Below are 17,138 nucleotides of genomic sequence, written 5' to 3'. Positions count from 1 at the left end.
AATGGAACTGATCCTGCTGGAAAAAGTCGCTAACCTGGGCAACCTGGGCGACAAAGTAAAAGTTAAGGCTGGTTACGGCCGTAACTTCCTGCTGCCATTCGGCAAGGCCACCGTTGCCAACGCCGCCAACCTGGCTGCGTTCGAAGAGCGTCGCGCCGAGCTGGAAAAAGCAGCAGCTGACCGTAAATCGTCGGCTGAAAGCCGCGCTGCCCAACTGGCCGAGCTGGAAGTGACCATCACTGCCACCGCTGGCGACGAAGGCAAGCTGTTCGGTTCGATCGGCACCCACGACATCGCTGACGCCCTGACCGCCTCCGGCGTTGAAGTGGCCAAAGCTGAAGTTCGTCTGCCGAACGGCACCATCCGTCAGGTTGGCGAATACGACGTAGCCGTGCACCTGCACAGCGACGTTGAAGCCACCGTACGTGTGGTCGTCGTAGCTGCCTAAGCTGCGCTGACTGGCTGGCCCCTGGCGGGCTTGCCGGTTAACATCGGGCACGGTCCTGTTCTTTACAGGCCGTGCCCTTTGTCTTTTTCATCCTCCAGAATTCTTTCGTGGCCATGAACGAGATCACCAATCCCGACCAGCTAGACCTGCAAACCGCTGCCCTCAAGGTGCCGCCGCATTCCATCGAGGCCGAACAGGCCGTGCTCGGTGGCCTGATGCTGGACAACAACGCCTGGGAGCGGGTGCTGGATCAGGTTTCGGATGGCGATTTCTATCGGCATGACCACCGCCTTATCTTCCGTGCCGTGCACAAGCTGGCGGACGCCAACCAGCCGTTCGACGTCGTCACCCTGCACGAGCAACTGGACAAGGAAGGCCTGTCGACCCAGGTCGGCGGCCTGGCGTACCTGGCCGAGCTGGCCAAGAACACGCCATCGGTGGCCAACATCAAGGCGTACGCCGCGATCATTCGCGAGCGGGCCACGTTGCGCCAGCTGATCAGCATCAGTACCGACATCGCCGACAACGCTTTCAACCCGCAGGGGCGCAACGCCGAAGAAATCCTCGACGACGCCGAGCGGCAGATCTTCCAGATCGCCGAGGCGCGGCCGAAGACCGGTGGCCCGGTGGGGGTCAACGAGCTGTTGACCAAGGCCATCGACCGGATCGACACGCTGTTCAACTCCGACAGCGATATCACCGGCGTCTCCACCGGCTACACCGACCTGGACGAGAAGACCAGCGGCCTGCAGGCGGCCGACCTGATCATCGTTGCTGGTCGTCCGTCGATGGGCAAGACCACCTTCGCCATGAACCTGGTGGAAAACGCCGTGCTGCGGACCGACAAGGCCGTGCTGGTGTTCTCCCTCGAGATGCCAGGTGAGTCGCTGATCATGCGTATGCTTTCGTCCCTGGGCCGTATCGACCAGACCAAGGTGCGTTCCGGCCAACTGGACGATGACGACTGGCCGCGCCTGACCTCGGCGGTCAACCTGCTCAACGACCGCAAGCTGTTCATCGACGATACCGCTGGCATCAGCCCGTCGGAGATGCGCGCGCGCACCCGCCGCCTGGCGCGTGAGCACGGCGAGATCGGCATGATCATGGTCGACTACCTGCAGCTGATGCAGATCCCAGGTTCGGCCGGTGACAACCGTACCAACGAAATTTCCGAGATCTCCCGCTCGCTCAAGGCCCTGGCCAAGGAATTCAACTGCCCGGTCATCGCCCTGTCGCAGCTCAACCGCTCCCTCGAGCAGCGGCCGAACAAGCGCCCGGTGAACTCCGACTTGCGTGAATCCGGTGCAATCGAGCAGGACGCCGACGTGATCATGTTCGTGTACCGGGATGAGGTGTACCACCCGGAGACCGAGCACAAGGGGATTGCCGAAATCATCATCGGCAAGCAGCGTAACGGCCCCATCGGCTTCATCCGCCTGGCGTTCATTGGCAAGTACACCCGCTTCGAGAACCTCGCGCCGGGTATGTACAACTTCGACGACGACGAATAATCCGGGCAGGCCTGATCCATGAATCCGACCTCTGTCGTCGGATTTGGTCAAAATTTGTGCTATATTCCGCGCCCGCGATTTCCCTGAACACCAAAACCGGTCACTGACATGCAAGCAGCCAAACCACTCTACGACTATCCCAAGTACTGGGCCGAATGCTTCGGGCCAGCACCTTTCCTGCCAATGAGCAGGGAGGAGATGGATCTGCTCGGCTGGGATTCCTGCGACATCATCATCGTGACCGGTGACGCCTACGTCGACCACGCGTCGTTCGGCATGGCCATCATCGGCCGCCTGCTGGAAGCCCAGGGCTTCCGTGTGGGCATCATTGCCCAGCCGAACTGGCAGTCGAAAGACGACTTCATGAAGCTTGGCGAGCCGAACCTGTTCTTCGGTGTCGCCGCGGGCAACATGGACTCGATGATCAACCGCTACACCGCGGACAAGAAAATCCGCTCCGATGACGCCTACACGCCTGGCGGCCTGGCCGGCAAACGCCCGGACCGCGCCAGCCTGGTGTACAGCCAGCGCTGCAAGGAAGCCTACAAGCACGTGCCGATCGTGCTGGGCGGCATCGAAGCGTCGCTGCGCCGCATCGCCCACTACGATTACTGGCAGGACAAGGTCCGCCACTCGATCCTGATCGACGCCAGCGCCGACATTCTGCTGTACGGCAACGCCGAGCGGGCGATCGTCGAGGTGGCCCAGCGCCTGTCCCAGGGCGAGAGCATCGAGCGCATCACCGATGTGCGCGGCACGGCATTCGTGCGCCGTGACACGCCAGAGGGCTGGTACGAGATCGACTCCACCCGCATCGACCGCCCAGGCCGCGTCGACAAGATCATCAACCCGTACGTCAACACCCAGGACACCCAGGCCTGCGCCATCGAGCAGGCCAAGGGCGACCAGGAAGACCCGAACGAAGCCAAGGTCGTGCAGATTCTCGACAGCCCGAGCGTGACCCGGGAAAAGTCGGTGATCCGCCTGCCTTCGTTCGAAAAGGTGCGTAACGACCCGGTACTCTATGCCCACGCCAACCGCGTGCTGCACCTGGAGACCAACCCGGGCAACGCCCGCGCCCTGGTGCAGAAGCATGGCGAAGTGGATGTGTGGTTCAACCCGCCACCCATCCCCATGACCACCGAAGAAATGGACTACGTGTTCGGCATGCCGTACGCCCGTGTGCCGCACCCGGCCTACGGCAAGGAGCGCATCCCGGCCTACGAAATGATCCGCTTCTCGGTGAACATCATGCGTGGCTGCTTTGGTGGCTGCACCTTCTGCTCGATCACCGAGCACGAAGGCCGCATCATCCAGAACCGCTCGCACGAGTCGATCCTGCACGAAATCGAAGAGATGCGTGACAAGGTGCCGGGCTTCACCGGGGTGGTCTCCGACCTTGGCGGCCCGACCGCCAACATGTACCGCATCGCCTGCAAGAGCCACGACATCGAGAAGCACTGCCGCAAGCCGTCGTGCGTGTTCCCGGGTATCTGCGAAAACCTCAACACCGACCACAGCTCGCTGATCGAGTTGTACCGCAAGGCACGTGCCTTGCCGGGTGTGAAGAAGATCCTGATTGCCTCGGGCCTGCGTTACGACCTGGCCGTGGAATCGCCGGAGTACGTCAAGGAACTGGTCACCCACCACGTGGGCGGCTACCTGAAGATTGCCCCCGAGCACACCGAGCGTGGCCCGCTCGACAAGATGATGAAGCCCGGCATCGGCACCTATGACCGCTTCAAGCGCATGTTCGAGAAGTTCTCGAAAGAGGCGGGCAAAGAGCAGTACCTGATTCCGTACTTCATCGCCGCGCACCCGGGCACCACCGACGAAGACATGATGAACCTGGCCCTGTGGCTCAAGGGCAACGGCTTCCGCGCCGACCAGGTGCAGGCGTTCTACCCGTCGCCCATGGCGTCGGCCACCGCCATGTACCACTCGGGCAAGAACCCGCTGCGCAAGGTGACATACAAGAGCGAAGGCGTGGAAATCGTCAAGAGCGAGGAGCAGCGCCGCCTGCACAAGGCGTTCCTGCGCTACCACGACCCGAAGGGCTGGCCGATGCTGCGTGAGGCGCTGGAGCGCATGGGGCGTGCCGACTTGATCGGCCCGGGCAAGCACCAGCTGATCCCGCTGCACCAGCCGCAGACCGACAGCTACCAGAGTGCCCGGCGCAAAAACTCGACGCCGGCCGGTAGCCACAAGGTGGCCAAGGAGCAGAAGATCCTCACCCAGCACACCGGCTTGCCACCGCGTGGCAGCGATGGCAGCCAGCCGTGGGACAAGCGCGAGAAGGCCAAGGCCGAAGCGTTCGCCCGCAATCAGCAGGCGGCCAAAGAGCGCAAGGAAGCGGCCAAAGGTGGCGGCGGCAAGGGTAAGAAGCCGCGTCAGCCGGTCATCCCGCGCTGATAGTGGGGGCCGCTTTGCGGCCCATCGCAGGCAAGCCAGCTCCCACAGGCACAGCGCAAGCCCTGTAGGAGCTGGCTTGCCTGCGATGGACCGCAAAGCGGTCCCGGGATATCAGCCTTCAATCAGGTTGCTTGTCGACCCACTTGGGCAGCACCGGCGCCTCGAACCGCTCCATCCCGTTCAGCAGCGCATCGGCCTGCTGTTCAAGCAGCAACATAGCCCGATGCTGCGGCCGCACGAAGCCCTCTTCAACGATATGGTCGAGGAACCCGCCCAGCTTCTCGTAGAAGCCATTCACATCCAGTAAGCCCAGCGGCTTGGCGTGATACCCCAGCTGGCCCCAGGTCCACACCTCGAACAACTCCTCCAGCGTGCCCAGGCCCCCTGGCAGGGCGATGAAGGCGTCGCTCAGCTCGGCCATGCGTGCCTTGCGCGCGTGCATGCCGTCCACGACCTCCAGGCGGGTCAGGCCACGGTGGCCGATTTCGGCGTTCATCAGGCTTTGGGGGATGATCCCGATCACTTCGCCACCCGCCGCCATGGCCGCGTCGGCAACGGTGCCCATCAGGCCGACAGCGCCACCGCCATACACCAGCGTCAGGCCGCGGCGGGCGATGGCCTGGCCGAGGGCGATGGCCGCTTCTCGGTAGGCGGGGTTGGCGCCGATGCTGGCACCGCAGAACACACAAACGGAACGTACAGGCATTGCTCATCTCCAGTCACATGCGTGCACAGGGTAAGGCCGATGCCTGCCGGTTCCAAGGCCGGCTTCACTCGGGGCGCGAGAACTCGCAGATCGCGCCACTGGCGCCGTGGGCGTACGCGGCAAGCAGGCTGTTCATGAAACTTGAGAGGGACATTGCGGTTGCTCCTAAATGAGAGGTTGTCCCATCGTCTATTAAAAGGGCATGATGTGCCCTTAGATTGGTTGTATACAATCCATTGAACAATTCAACTGGCTGGCCACTTGACACCCCTTTGATGCACATCAGCAAGGGGGGCAGGGGTTTCAGGCAGTCTCGCAATTGATAAAACCCTGCCAAGGAGATTCATGATGTTTGCGAAAGCTGTAGCGGTATCCCTGCTGACCCTCGCCAGCGCCTCTGTCTTCGCAGCCGAGTGCTCGGTAACGGTCGAATCGACGGACCAGATGTCCTATACCACCAAGGAATTCACCGTCGACAAGAGCTGCAAGGAATTCACCGTCAAACTGACCCACTCCGGCAACCTGCCGAAGAACGTGATGGGCCACAACCTGGTGATCAGCAAGACTGCCGACATGCAGGCCATTGCCACTGAAGGCATGACCCAGGGCATCGACAAAGGCTACTTGAAGGAAGACAACGCCAACATCATCGCCCACACCGCGATGATCGGCGCGCCAGAGAAAGAAACCGAAGTGAAGTTCGACACTTCCAAGCTGGAAGCGGGTGGCGATTACAGCTTCTTCTGCACCTTCCCGGGCCACATCTCGATGATGAAAGGCAAGGTTGTCGTCAAGTAATGACTTGATGCAGGGGAGGGCTTAGCCCTCCATTCGCGGGACAAGCGCGCTCACACAGGTACGCCACTCATCGATATCAAGTGGGGTACCTGTGGGAGCGGGCTTGTCCCGCGAAGCTTTTACGGGGCGAACGGCAGTTCGCGCTTGTGCTGGGTCTTGCGGTAGGTAGCCACGATGATATCGAACGCCGCCTGATCCACCGGCTGCCCCTGCAGGAAGGCATCGATCTGCTGGTAGGTCACGCCATGCGAGGCCTCGTCTGGCTTGCCCGGCTCCAGGTCTTCGAGGTCCGCTGTCGGCACTTTCTCCACCAGCGCTTCGGGTGCGCCAAAGCTGCGCGCAATCGCTCGTACCTGGTTTTTCACCAAGCCGCTCAGCGGCGCCAGGTCGCAGGCTCCGTCACCAAACTTGGTAAAGAAGCCCATCACGGCCTCGGCGGCGTGGTCGGTACCGATCACCAGGCCCGCGCGGGCGCCGGCGATGGTGTACTGGGCAACCATTCGGGTACGTGCCTTGACGTTGCCCACCACAAAGTCCACCAACGTCGGCGAGCCGTTCTTCAACGCCTCCACTTCAGCCGCCAATGCCCGCACCGCCGGGGCGATATCAACGGTGTGCACTTCATCGGCCTTGATCACGTCCAGGCACGCCTGGGCGTCATGCTCGTCATGCTGCACCTGATACGGCAGGCGCACGGCGATGAAGGTGTACGCCTTGTCACCGGTCTCTGCGCGCAGTTCGTTGATGGCGCGCTGGGCGAGCAGGGCGGCGGTCAGTGAGTCGACACCACCGCTGATGCCCAGCACCAGGGTCTTGAGCCGGGCATTGGCCAGGCAGTCCTTGATGAACGCCACGCGCCGGGCGACTTCGGCGTCGAGCGCAGCAGCGTCGGCGAACGGCGGCTGCACCTTGAGCGCCTGGGCAATCTCTTGCTGAACGGCTTGCATCGGTTACTCCTTGCTGCTGGGGATTTTGAATACGTGACGCATGTAGGCGACGAAGTTCTCATCGCGGCACTGTGTCTTGGCGGCTTCGTCGGAGATCTTCGCCACCGGCGAGCCGTTGCAGTCGGTCATTTTAAGCACGATGTTCATCGGCGCCACGCCAGGGATATCACAGGTCAGGTTGGTGCCGATGCCAAAGCTGACGTTGATGCGCCCGCGCAGGGCACGGAAGATTTCCAGCGAACGGGTCAGGTTCAAGCCATCGGAGAACACCAGGGTCTTGGTCATCGGGTCGATGCCCAGCTTCTGGTAATGGGCGATGGCCTTTTCCGCCCAGGCTACCGGCTCGCCCGAGTCATGGCGCAGGCCGTCGAACAGCTTGGCGAAGTACAAGTCGAAATCGCCCAGGAAGGCATCCATGGTGATGCAGTCGGTCAGGGCAATGCCGAGCAAACCGCGGTACTCGCGGACCCAGCAGTCGAGCGCGGCGATCTGGCTGTCGATCAGCCGCGGGCCCAGCTGCTGATGGGCCATGATCCATTCGTGGGCCATGGTGCCCAGCGGCTTGATATCCAGTTTCCATGCCAGGTCGACGTTGCTGGTGCCGACGAAACGTGCCGGGAAGTCGTCGCGTAGCACCCGCACCACGTCTTCCTGCACCCGGCCGGAAAAACGTCGACGGGTGCCAAAGTCAGCCACCTGCAGTTCATCCAGCTCGTCGGCGCTGGCATGGGCCTGCAGCCAGTCGAACTTGCGGTACAGATGGTCTCGAGCCTCGGCCAGGCGCATGCGCGGATGCAGGTGGCGGTTGCGCACTTCGCTGATGATCGCCAGCAGCGGCACTTCGAAGAGGATCACATGCAGCCAGGGGCCTTTCAGGCGCAGGCTGAGCTGGTCGTTCTCGATGCCGAGCTGTACATAGCGCAGGTTGAAGCGGAACAGGCGCAGAAAGCGCAGGAAGTCGGGCTTCAGGAAGCTGATGCGTTCGAGGAAGGCCAGCTGGCCATCATCGAGGGTGAGTTCGCTGAGCCGTTCGAGCTGGTTGCGGATTTCACCGAGGTAGGGGCGCAGGTCCTCGCCATTGCGGCAGCGAAATTCCCATTCCACGTCGGCGTCGGGGTAGTTGTGCAGCACGCCCTGCATCATGGTGAGCTTGTAGAAGTCGGTGTCGAGCAGGTTGTGCACGATGCGCTCGGCGAATGCGCTCTCGCTCATCAAGGGTGGCTCCGGAAGCGGCGAATGGCGGCCATTGTGCCAGCCTTTTCGATGTTGATGTGTCTGTACCGGCCCCATTGCCGGCAAGCCGACTCACTCGGCTACGTCTGAACCTTTGAGTCATGCAGGCATCCTGTGGGAGCCGGCTTGCCGGCGATGGGGCCATAACAGGCAAAACAGGTGTTTTTTCGTGCACCAGCTAGCCTTGAAACAGTGCTGCCTGTAGCAGTCGCGCACCAGCGGTGTGCACTTCGGTGACGTCGGCTGTTACAGGGAGGTTGCACGTAAACACTTGCCAGGGTTGCAATGATGGCACAGGGCGGTTGCTCCTTGTCTGTACGTGTGGTGGCGCCTGCCGCGTGGCAGACGGTTGCACGCTCAATAAAGGAAAGGGCTGTCGGTCGCCTCGCTGCCCCCCGCACAGTGTGTTTTCCCGGAAGACAAAACCTATGGCACGGCCCTTGCTCGGAGCACAGGGCTGAGAAGTTGTAGTGCCAACCAAAAAAAACTCTAGGAGCACCACCTCATGTCGCAGACGTTTTACAAGAAAGGTTTCCTGGCACTGGCCGTGGCAACGGCACTGGGTGTTTCTTCGTATGTTCAGGCCGACGTCAAGATCGGTGTCGCGGGCCCCATGACCGGGGCGAACGCAGCGTTTGGCGAGCAGTACATGAAAGGTGCGCAGGCAGCGGCCGACAAGATCAACGCCGCCGGCGGCGTCAACGGCGAGAAAATCGTCCTGGTGGCAGGCGATGACGCCTGCGAACCGAAGCAGGCCGTGGCCGTGGCCAACCGGTTGGCCGACCAGGACAAGGTGATCGGCGTGGTGGGGCATTTCTGTTCTTCCAACACCATTCCGGCGTCCGAGGTGTATGACGAAGCGGGCATCATCGCCATTACCCCGGGCTCGACCAACCCACAAGTGACCGAACGCGGCCTGAGCGCCATGTTCCGCATGTGCGGGCGTGACGACCAGCAGGGCATCGTGGCCGGTGACTACATCGTCGACGTGCTCAAGGGCAAGAAGGTCGCGGTGCTGCACGACAAGGACACCTACGGCCAGGGCCTCGCCGATGCGACCAAGGCGCAGCTCGAGAAGCGCGGCGTCAAGCCGGTGCTGTATGAGGGCCTGACCCGTGGCGAGAAAGACTTCAGCGCCGTGGTTACCAAAATCCGCTCCACCGGTGCCGACGTGGTCTACTTCGGCGGCCTGCACCCGGAAGCCGGCCCGCTGGTCCGCCAGCTGCGCGAGCAGGGCCTCAAAGACGTCAAGTTCATGTCCGATGACGGCATCGTCACCGACGAGCTGGTGTCCACCGCCGGCGGCAAGCAGTACGTCGATGGCGTGTACATGACCTTCGGCGCCGACCCACGCCTGCTGCCAGACAGCAAGGCCGTGGTGGAAGAGTTCCGCAAAGGCGGTACCGAGCCTGAGGGCTACACCTTGTATGCGTACGCTTCGGTACAAGCGCTGGCCGCAGCCTTCAATGGCTCCAAATCCAACAAAGGCGAAGACGCCGCCAAGTGGCTGAAGGCCAACCCGGTGCAGACCGTGATGGGCGAGAAGAAGTGGGACAGCAAGGGCGACCTGACCGTGTCCGACTACGTGGTCTACCAGTGGGACAAGGACGGCAAGTACCACCAGCTGGAAAAACAAAAATAACAACGGCAGCCCGCCCGGGCGCAGGCCCGGGCCAATGCCCCTGCGGTACCTGTCTTTATTCGGAGATCTGCACGGTTCTGCACTGCGGGGGCCGCTTTATCCGTGGCCTGCCGTGGTCGTCGCCTGTGCAGTCTCACTCAGGTGAGATTGCGTTATGGATGGTATTTTCCTGCAGCAACTGGTCAACGGCCTTACCCTCGGGTCGGTCTATGGCCTGATCGCCATCGGCTACACAATGGTCTATGGCATCATCGGCATGATCAACTTCGCGCACGGCGAGGTGTATATGATTTCCGCGTACCTCGCGGCAATCAGCCTGGCACTGCTGGCCTATTTCGGCGTCGAATCGTTCCCGCTGCTTATGCTGGGGACGCTGTTGTTCACCGTCGTCGTCACGGGCGTCTATGGCTTCACCATCGAACGCATCGCCTACAAACCCCTGCGCAACTCCACCCGCCTGGCGCCGCTGATCAGTGCCATCGGCATCTCGTTGATCCTGCAGAACTACGCGCAGATCAGCCAGGGCGCCCGCCAGCAAGGCGTACCGACCCTGCTCGAAGGGGCCTGGCGCGTCGAAGTGGGCACCGGCTTCGTGCAATTGACCTACACCAAGATCTTCATCCTGATCGCCGCATTCGTCGGCATGGGCCTGCTGACCTATGTGATCAAGTACACCAAGCTCGGCCGCATGTGCCGTGCCACACAGCAAGACCGCAAGATGGCATCGATCCTCGGCATCAACACCGACCGGGTGATTTCCTACGTGTTCGTCATCGGTGCGGTGATGGCCGCGCTGGCCGGCGTGCTGATCACCATGAACTACGGCACCTTCGACTTCTATGCCGGCTTCATCATCGGCATCAAGGCATTTACCGCCGCAGTGCTCGGCGGTATCGGCTCACTACCTGGCGCCATGCTTGGCGGGATCATCCTGGGTATTTCCGAGTCGCTGTTCTCTGGCCTGATCAACTCCGACTACAAGGACGTGTTCAGCTTCTCGCTGCTGGTGATGATCCTTATCTTCCGCCCACAAGGCCTGCTGGGTCGCCCGCTCGTGGCTAAGGTGTGAACATGTCCACTGCCAAAACTGCTCCTGTTGCCGAAACCAACGGTTTCGATCTCAAACGCAGCCTGCTGGAGACGATCGTCGCCGGCCTGCTGGCACTTATCGTGTTTGGCCCGGTCGTCGGCGTGGTGCTCGATGGCTACACCTTCAATGCCGAACCGCGCCGCGTGGCGTGGTTGGTTGGCGGGGTGATGGTCGGGCGTTTTCTGCTCAGCCTGTATTTTCAGAGCGCAGCGGGCAAACGCATGCTGCAAGGCTTCGACAGCGGTGGCTCGGGCGTGCATGTCAACGCGCCGGACTACAAGTCGCGGCTGCGCTACATCATTCCGGCGCTGGTGGTGATTGCCATCGTCTTCCCGATCTTCGCCAACAAGTACCTTTTGACTGTCGTCATACTCGGCCTGATCTACGTGCTGCTGGGCCTTGGGCTGAACATCGTGGTCGGCCTGGCCGGCCTGCTCGACCTGGGCTACGTGGCGTTCTACGCCATCGGCGCCTACGGCCTGGCGCTGGGTTACCAGTACCTTGGCCTGGGGTTCTGGAGCGTGCTGCCACTGGCGGCCATCGCTGCGGCGCTGGCGGGGTGCATACTCGGCTTCCCGGTGCTGCGCATGCACGGTGACTACCTGGCGATTGTGACGCTGGGCTTTGGCGAGATCATCCGCCTGGTGCTGAACAACTGGTTGTCGTTCACCGGCGGGCCGAACGGCATGCCGGCACCGTCGCCGACCTTCTTCGGCCTGGAGTTTGGCCGCCGGGCCAAGGATGGCGGGGTGCCGATCCACGAGTTCCTCGGCATCGATTACAACGCCAACCTGAAGTTCGTGTTCATCTACGCCGTGCTGTTCCTGGTGGTACTGGCAGTGCTGTACATCAAGCACCGGCTCACCCGCATGCCAGTCGGGCGCGCCTGGGAAGCGCTGCGCGAAGACGAAATCGCCTGCCGCTCGATGGGCCTGAACCATGTGCTGGTCAAGCTTTCGGCCTTCACCCTCGGTGCCTCCACCGCCGGCCTGGCCGGGGTGTTCTTTGCCACCTACCAGGGCTTCGTCAACCCGTCCTCGTTCACCTTCTTCGAGTCGGCGCTGATCCTCGCCATCGTCGTGCTCGGGGGTATGGGCTCGACGGTGGGTGTGGTGATTGCCGCATTCGTGCTGACCGTGGCGCCCGAGCTGCTGCGCAGCTTCTCCGAGTACCGCGTGCTGCTGTTCGGCGTGCTGATGGTGCTGATGATGATCTGGCGACCGCGTGGGCTGATCCGCATCAGCCGTACCGGTGTGGTCCCGCGTAAAGGAGTGGCGCCATGAGCGACGAAATCATTCTCTCGGTCGACAACCTGATGATGCAGTTTGGTGGCATCAAGGCGCTCAGCGATGTCAGCCTCAAGGTCAAGCGCAACCAGATCTTCGCCCTGATCGGCCCCAACGGTGCCGGCAAGACCACGGTGTTCAACTGCCTAACCGGGTTCTACAAGGCCAGCGGCGGGCGCATTGAGCTGAACGTGCGCGGCAACCACACCAACGTCATCCAGCTGCTCGGCGAGCGCTTCCGGGCTGCCGACTTCGTGTCGCCGGCGCGCTTTGCCAACCGCATGTACTACAAGATGTTCGGCGGTACCCACCTGGTCAACCGCGCCGGGCTGGCGCGCACGTTCCAGAACATTCGCCTGTTCAAGGAAATGTCGGTGGTGGAAAACCTGCTGGTGGCCCAGCACATGTGGGTCAACCGCAACCTGCTGGCAGGTGTGCTCAACACCAAGGGCTACCGCAAGGCCGAAAGTGACGCCTTGGACCACGCCTTCTACTGGCTTGAAGTGGTTGACCTGGTCGACTGCGCCAACCGCCTGGCCGGCGAGTTGTCGTACGGCCAGCAGCGCCGCCTGGAAATTGCCCGGGCCATGTGCACGCGGCCGAAGATCATCTGCCTGGACGAGCCGGCTGCCGGCCTCAACCCGCAGGAGACCGAGGCCTTGAGCCGCATGATCCGCGTGCTGCGTGACGAGCACGACATCACCGTGGTGCTGATCGAACACGACATGGGCATGGTCATGAGTATCTCCGACCACATTGTCGTGCTCGACCACGGCAACGTGATCGCCGAAGGCGCGCCGCAGGATATCCGCCACAACCCGACGGTGATCGCCGCCTACCTGGGTGCTGACGAAGAGGAACTGGTATGACTGCACCCATTCTCGAACTGCAGGACCTGGACGTGTTCTACGGGCCGATCCAGGCGCTGAAAAAGGTTTCGATGCACATCAACGAAGGGGAGACGGTCAGCCTGATCGGCGCCAACGGCGCTGGCAAGTCGACGCTGTTGATGTCGATTTTCGGCCAGCCGCGCGCGTCCTCTGGGCATATCGTCTACCGAGGCACCGACATCACCCGCAAGTCATCGCACTACATCGCCTCCAACGGCATCGCCCAGTCGCCGGAAGGCCGCCGAGTGTTCCCCGACATGACCGTCGAGGAAAACCTGATGATGGGCACCATCCCCATCGGCGACAAATATGCCAACGAGGATATGCAGCGCATGTTCGAGCTGTTCCCGCGGCTGAAGGAGCGCCGCAACCAGCGCGCCATGACCATGTCCGGCGGTGAGCAGCAGATGCTGGCCATCGCCCGCGCACTGATGAGCCGGCCCAAGCTGCTGCTGCTCGACGAGCCGTCGCTGGGGCTGGCGCCGATCGTGGTCAAGCAGATCTTCGCCACCCTGCGCGAACTGGCGAAGACGGGGATGACCATTTTCCTGGTGGAACAGAACGCCAACCATGCCTTGAAGCTGTCGGACCGGGCTTATGTGATGGTCAACGGGCAAATCCGCATGACCGGCACAGGGCAGGAGTTGCTGGTAAACGAAGAGGTGCGCAACGCTTACCTCGGCGGGCACTGAGTTATACCCAGGGGAGCGCAGGCTGCTCCCCTGGCGTCGATGCACATGTGGACAACTTGTCGCACATCTTTCCCGAAGCTCTCCACATTCCCCTCGCAAGCCATTGTTTCCACAGGCTGTGCTTTTCCACGGATAATGTGGAGCCGCCTGTGGAAAACATGGTGGCATGTCGCTGCATCCCTTTGAATTCAATAGCTGCAGGGGTTTGATCATAATTTGATCATGAGGCCCTTGTGGATGATTTTCTGAGTGTTTTCTATACAGCAAGGATCGCCTGGCACCGCGCCGTACTCCTGTGGATAACTCTGTGAAAAACCCTTGGACAGACCGCTGCAGGCGGCATGCTTGAAAGCCTTGCGCCATCAGTTCAAAGGTTGGGGGAGACCGCAATACGCTGAAAGGGTTCCGCTACCAGGACAAGTTGCCCCCAATCCGTGGGGAAAGCCTTGTGGATAACATGCGCATAGCTACCGCCAAGGCCTCTGCCACGGGGCTTTGCGGATAATGTACAAAAAATGACCATATCATTGAGCGGCTTGCTGACAGCGCCGGGCGCGGGCATGCTGCAAACCCTGCCGACGACAATCCACTGCGAGGAACAGAGCATGACGTCCACCGTATTCATCACTGGCGCGACTTCCGGTTTTGGCGAGGCGACCGCTCGCCTGTTCGCCGACGCCGGCTGGAAGCTGGTCCTCACCGGTCGCCGCAAGGAGCGCCTGGACGCCCTGTGCGCCGAACTGTCGGCCAAGACCGAGGTGCATGGCCTGGTGCTCGATGTGCGTGACCGCAAGGCCATGGAGCAGGCCATCGCCAACCTGCCGGCCGGCTTCGACAAGCTGCGCGGCCTGGTCAACAACGCAGGCCTGGCGCTGGGCGTGGATGCGGCGCAGAACTGCAGCCTGGACGACTGGGAAACCATGGTCGACACCAACATCAAGGGCCTGATGTACACCACCCGCCTGCTGCTGCCACGCCTGATCGCACACGGCCGTGGGGCGTCGATCCTCAATGTGGGTTCGGTGGCGGGCAATTACCCGTACCCAGGCAGCAATGTGTACGGCGGCACCAAGGCATTCGTCGGCCAGTTCTCGCTGAGCTTGCGCTGCGACCTGCGCGGTACTGGCGTACGCGTCAGCAACATCGAGCCGGGGCTGTGCGAGAGCGAATTCTCGCTGGTACGTTTCGGTGGGGACCAGGCCAAGTACGACGCGACCTACGCGGGTGCCGAGCCGATCCAGCCGCAGGACATTGCCGAGACCATCTTCTGGATCATGAACCAGCCGGCGCACATCAACATCAACAGCCTCGAGTTGATGCCGGTGAGCCAGGACTGGGCTGGGTTCTCGATCGACCGCTCGGCCAAGGGCTGATCTGAAAGCTGCTGGCACTCGTGGAGCGGCCTCGCCGCGGCGTCGGACCGGTCGGAAAGGGCTGCAGAGCGGCCCAATCGCCGGCAAGCCGGCTCCCACAGAACAAACGCTAACTTACTGATTTGGCGGGGCTCCTGTAGGAGCGGCTTCAGCCGCGAACACCGGCGAAGCCGGTGCCATCCACCGCCTGCTTCGCGGCTGAAGCCGCTCCCAAAGAGTAAGCGGCGCCGCAACTCCTGTGGGAGCCGGCTTGCCGGCGAATGCGTCAGGCCAAGCGCTGCAAGCCTTCCAGGCAGGTCGCCAGGTGATAAGGCGTAGTCGAAGGCATGTCATGCCGGCTGACGGCGCCCTCACCATCCCGGCATTCATACCAGCCACCCTCATGCAGGAACCGTTGTTCCATTGCCTGCAACTGCTCAGCAAGCTTCGCTTCGCTTCCCGGGCGCAACGCCAGCGCTCGAAGGTACTCAGCCTGCGCCCAGACCCGCTGGGTGGCGTCGATCACCGTGCCATCCACATCCAGCATCGCCAGCACGGCGGCATGCTTCACACCGTACCGTTGCGCATAGCCGAATGCCCGGTCGATGGACGCATGCAGCGGCGTACCGCGCAGCAGCGTCGAGGTTTCGAGCAGGTAGAACCACTCGAACTGATGCCCCGGCTCGAACCAGTTATCCACAGCGCCACGCGGTTTTTCCAGCATCAGCCCATGTTGCGGTTCGATGAAGTGCGCCTGCAGGGCTTCGCACAGCGCCAGCAACGCCTGTTGCACGCCCTCATCCTCACGCACGGCGATGACCTGCAGAAAGGCTTCTGCCAAATGCATCTGCGGGTTCTGCAAGGGCCCGCTGCCGAGGTCTGACCAGTCTTCACCCAGGCTCGCCTCGTAAAGGCCATCATCGCGGGCGAACTGCTCGCTGACGATCTCCAACGCTGCATTCAGCGCCGATTCCACCAACCCTTCTCGTACCTTGCCCCAGTAATGCGCGCAGGCAAACACGATGAACGCGTGGGTATAGAGGTCCTTGCGCCGGTCCAGCGGTTTGCCGTCGGCATCGATGCTGTAGAACCAGCCGCCGTGTTCGGCGTCGTGGAAGTGCTGCTGCAGGGAGCGGAACAGCGCCGCTGCCCGCTCTGCCGCGCCCGGTTGCTCGATGCGGCTGCTGAACAGGTACAACTGGCGTGCGCAGGCCATCGCCCGGTAACGCTGCACGGGCAGTGGCCGGTGCTGGGCATCCAGCGCCTCGTAGGGCAGGGCCATTTCGGCGTTCCAGCCCGGGCCTTGCCACAGCGGCACGATGCGCTCGGCGAAGTGCTGGTTGAAGCGGGCCAGTTCGGGCGGAGTGGGGCGGGGGTCGGACATGAATGCGCTCGTCACAATCGGGCAGTGCGCCATGGTAGCAGAACTGCGCTTCAGCCCGGGTTGCCCAGGCCCTGCCAATGCCGCGCACCGACGAAGATGAAGCGCAGTTGCTGGGTGATCTTCTCGCGCGCGCTCAGTGCCTGTGGATAACCTTGCTGCGGGTCATCGATCAATTCAGGCAGGGTGGCAAATACCGTCTTCACCACCAGGTCGGCCATCACCGCCAAGGCCGCGTTGTCCAGGTGCTGCCAGCGTTTCATGCGCGCAAGGTCTGTGGACAGGTCGTTGCTGATGCCCTGGCGCAGGCGGGCAATGGCCTGGCGTACCGCCTGCGAACCACCGTACTGCTCGCGGGCGAGGAAGAGGAACTGCGCGCGGTGGGCGGCGACCACGTCGAGGAAGATACGCACCGAGGCATCGGTAATGCCGCCCAGTTCGAATTCGTTGTGCCGCACCAGGCGGATGGTCTGACGGAAGGTGTCATCGACTTCGGCCACCAGGGCCAGGCCCAGTGCGTCCATGTCGGGGAAATGCCGGTAGAAACCGGTGGGCACGATGCCGGCGGCCTTGGCCACTTCGCGCAGGCTGATGCTGCCGAAGCCGCGGCCGCTCTCCATGAGCTGGCAAGCCGCATCGAGCAGGGCCTGGCGGGTCTGTAGCTTCTGTTCGGCGCGCGGCAGCATGGTGCAGGATTCTGTGACAGTGAAGCTGGGCACTCTAGTTAAAAAAACAAAGCCCGGTCAATGG

At 62.3% G+C, this 17,138-nt stretch carries 15 protein-coding genes; 10 read left to right on the top strand and 5 right to left on the bottom strand.

Annotated features, from left to right (window positions below; genetic code table 11):
- The first annotated feature begins 1 nt into the window (after position 1).
- From rplI to ACNQPL_RS14085, 3 genes are all read left to right on the top strand, one after another.
- Entirely contained in the window at positions 2 to 448 is a 447-nt protein-coding gene (gene rplI / locus ACNQPL_RS14095) for a 50S ribosomal protein L9 (RefSeq protein WP_012316464.1), read from the top strand.
- A gap of 113 nt (positions 449 to 561) precedes the next feature.
- A complete protein-coding gene (gene dnaB / locus ACNQPL_RS14090; RefSeq protein ID WP_346614794.1) occupies positions 562 to 1,959 on the top strand; it encodes a replicative DNA helicase in 1,398 nt (465 codons plus the stop codon).
- 108 nt (positions 1,960 to 2,067) lie between these two features.
- Positions 2,068 to 4,371, top strand: a complete 2,304-nt coding sequence (locus tag ACNQPL_RS14085; RefSeq protein ID WP_416467072.1) for a YgiQ family radical SAM protein — start codon at positions 2,068 to 2,070, stop codon at positions 4,369 to 4,371.
- Between the two features lie 118 nt (positions 4,372 to 4,489).
- Here ACNQPL_RS14085 and ACNQPL_RS14080 read toward each other — a convergent pair whose 3' ends face one another.
- Complete coding sequence (locus ACNQPL_RS14080; protein WP_416467071.1) at positions 4,490 to 5,077, bottom strand: TIGR00730 family Rossman fold protein; 588 nt, start codon at positions 5,075 to 5,077, stop codon at positions 4,490 to 4,492.
- A 348-nt stretch (positions 5,078 to 5,425) separates the two neighbouring features.
- Between ACNQPL_RS14080 and azu the strand changes: the two genes are divergently transcribed.
- Positions 5,426 to 5,875, top strand: coding sequence for an azurin (gene azu, locus ACNQPL_RS14075; RefSeq protein ID WP_346614840.1), 450 nt, complete (start codon positions 5,426 to 5,428; stop codon positions 5,873 to 5,875).
- A 119-nt stretch (positions 5,876 to 5,994) separates the two neighbouring features.
- Here the strand turns inward: azu and nadE are convergent, their stop codons facing one another.
- Together nadE and pncB are read right to left on the bottom strand one after the other, a co-directional pair.
- Positions 5,995 to 6,822, bottom strand: a complete 828-nt coding sequence (gene nadE, locus ACNQPL_RS14070) for an ammonia-dependent NAD(+) synthetase (protein ID WP_416467070.1) — start codon at positions 6,820 to 6,822, stop codon at positions 5,995 to 5,997.
- 3 nt (positions 6,823 to 6,825) lie between these two features.
- Positions 6,826 to 8,034 carry a nicotinate phosphoribosyltransferase gene (gene pncB, locus ACNQPL_RS14065; RefSeq protein ID WP_416467069.1) on the bottom strand — a complete coding sequence of 403 codons (1,209 nt, stop codon included), beginning with the start codon at positions 8,032 to 8,034 and terminating at the stop codon, positions 6,826 to 6,828.
- A 526-nt stretch (positions 8,035 to 8,560) separates the two neighbouring features.
- On the opposite strand from pncB, the gene ACNQPL_RS14060 reads away from it, so the two are divergent.
- The 6 genes from ACNQPL_RS14060 (at position 8,561) to ACNQPL_RS14035 (ending at position 15,028) form a co-directional block, all read left to right on the top strand.
- Entirely contained in the window at positions 8,561 to 9,697 is a 1,137-nt protein-coding gene (locus tag ACNQPL_RS14060; protein WP_346614789.1) for a branched-chain amino acid ABC transporter substrate-binding protein, read from the top strand.
- Between the two features lie 154 nt (positions 9,698 to 9,851).
- Positions 9,852 to 10,766 carry an ABC transporter permease subunit gene (locus ACNQPL_RS14055; protein ID WP_016501863.1) on the top strand — a complete coding sequence of 305 codons (915 nt, stop codon included), beginning with the start codon at positions 9,852 to 9,854 and terminating at the stop codon, positions 10,764 to 10,766.
- A 2-nt stretch (positions 10,767 to 10,768) separates the two neighbouring features.
- Positions 10,769 to 12,070, top strand: coding sequence for a high-affinity branched-chain amino acid ABC transporter permease LivM (gene livM / locus ACNQPL_RS14050; protein ID WP_346614788.1), 1,302 nt, complete (start codon positions 10,769 to 10,771; stop codon positions 12,068 to 12,070).
- Positions 12,067 to 12,942 (top strand): ABC transporter ATP-binding protein, encoded by an 876-nt coding sequence (locus tag ACNQPL_RS14045; protein WP_346614787.1) that lies wholly within the window; start codon positions 12,067 to 12,069, stop codon positions 12,940 to 12,942. The genes livM and ACNQPL_RS14045 overlap by 4 nt, the downstream gene beginning before the upstream one ends.
- The gene (locus ACNQPL_RS14040) at positions 12,939 to 13,655 is read left to right on the top strand and encodes an ABC transporter ATP-binding protein (RefSeq protein WP_346614786.1); all 717 of its coding nucleotides are present in this window, start codon (positions 12,939 to 12,941) and stop codon (positions 13,653 to 13,655) included. Before ACNQPL_RS14045 ends, ACNQPL_RS14040 begins: the two co-directional genes overlap by 4 nt.
- Positions 13,656 to 14,260: 605 nt before the next feature.
- Complete coding sequence (locus ACNQPL_RS14035; RefSeq protein ID WP_346614839.1) at positions 14,261 to 15,028, top strand: SDR family oxidoreductase; 768 nt, start codon at positions 14,261 to 14,263, stop codon at positions 15,026 to 15,028.
- Between the two features lie 265 nt (positions 15,029 to 15,293).
- On the opposite strand, the gene ACNQPL_RS14030 is transcribed toward ACNQPL_RS14035, so the two are convergent.
- Together ACNQPL_RS14030 and ACNQPL_RS14025 are read right to left on the bottom strand one after the other, a co-directional pair.
- Positions 15,294 to 16,391, bottom strand: a complete 1,098-nt coding sequence (locus ACNQPL_RS14030; protein ID WP_416467068.1) for an AGE family epimerase/isomerase — start codon at positions 16,389 to 16,391, stop codon at positions 15,294 to 15,296.
- Positions 16,392 to 16,441: 50 nt separating this feature from the next.
- Positions 16,442 to 17,074, bottom strand: a complete 633-nt coding sequence (locus tag ACNQPL_RS14025) for a TetR family transcriptional regulator (protein ID WP_346614784.1) — start codon at positions 17,072 to 17,074, stop codon at positions 16,442 to 16,444.
- Positions 17,075 to 17,138: the final 64 nt, after the last annotated feature.

Source organism: Pseudomonas sp. LFS044 (assembly GCF_047978245.1).
GTDB lineage: Bacteria > Pseudomonadota > Gammaproteobacteria > Pseudomonadales > Pseudomonadaceae > Aquipseudomonas.
Note: the sequence above shows the minus strand (reverse complement) of the source record. Positions and strands in the feature narration are given on the sequence as shown.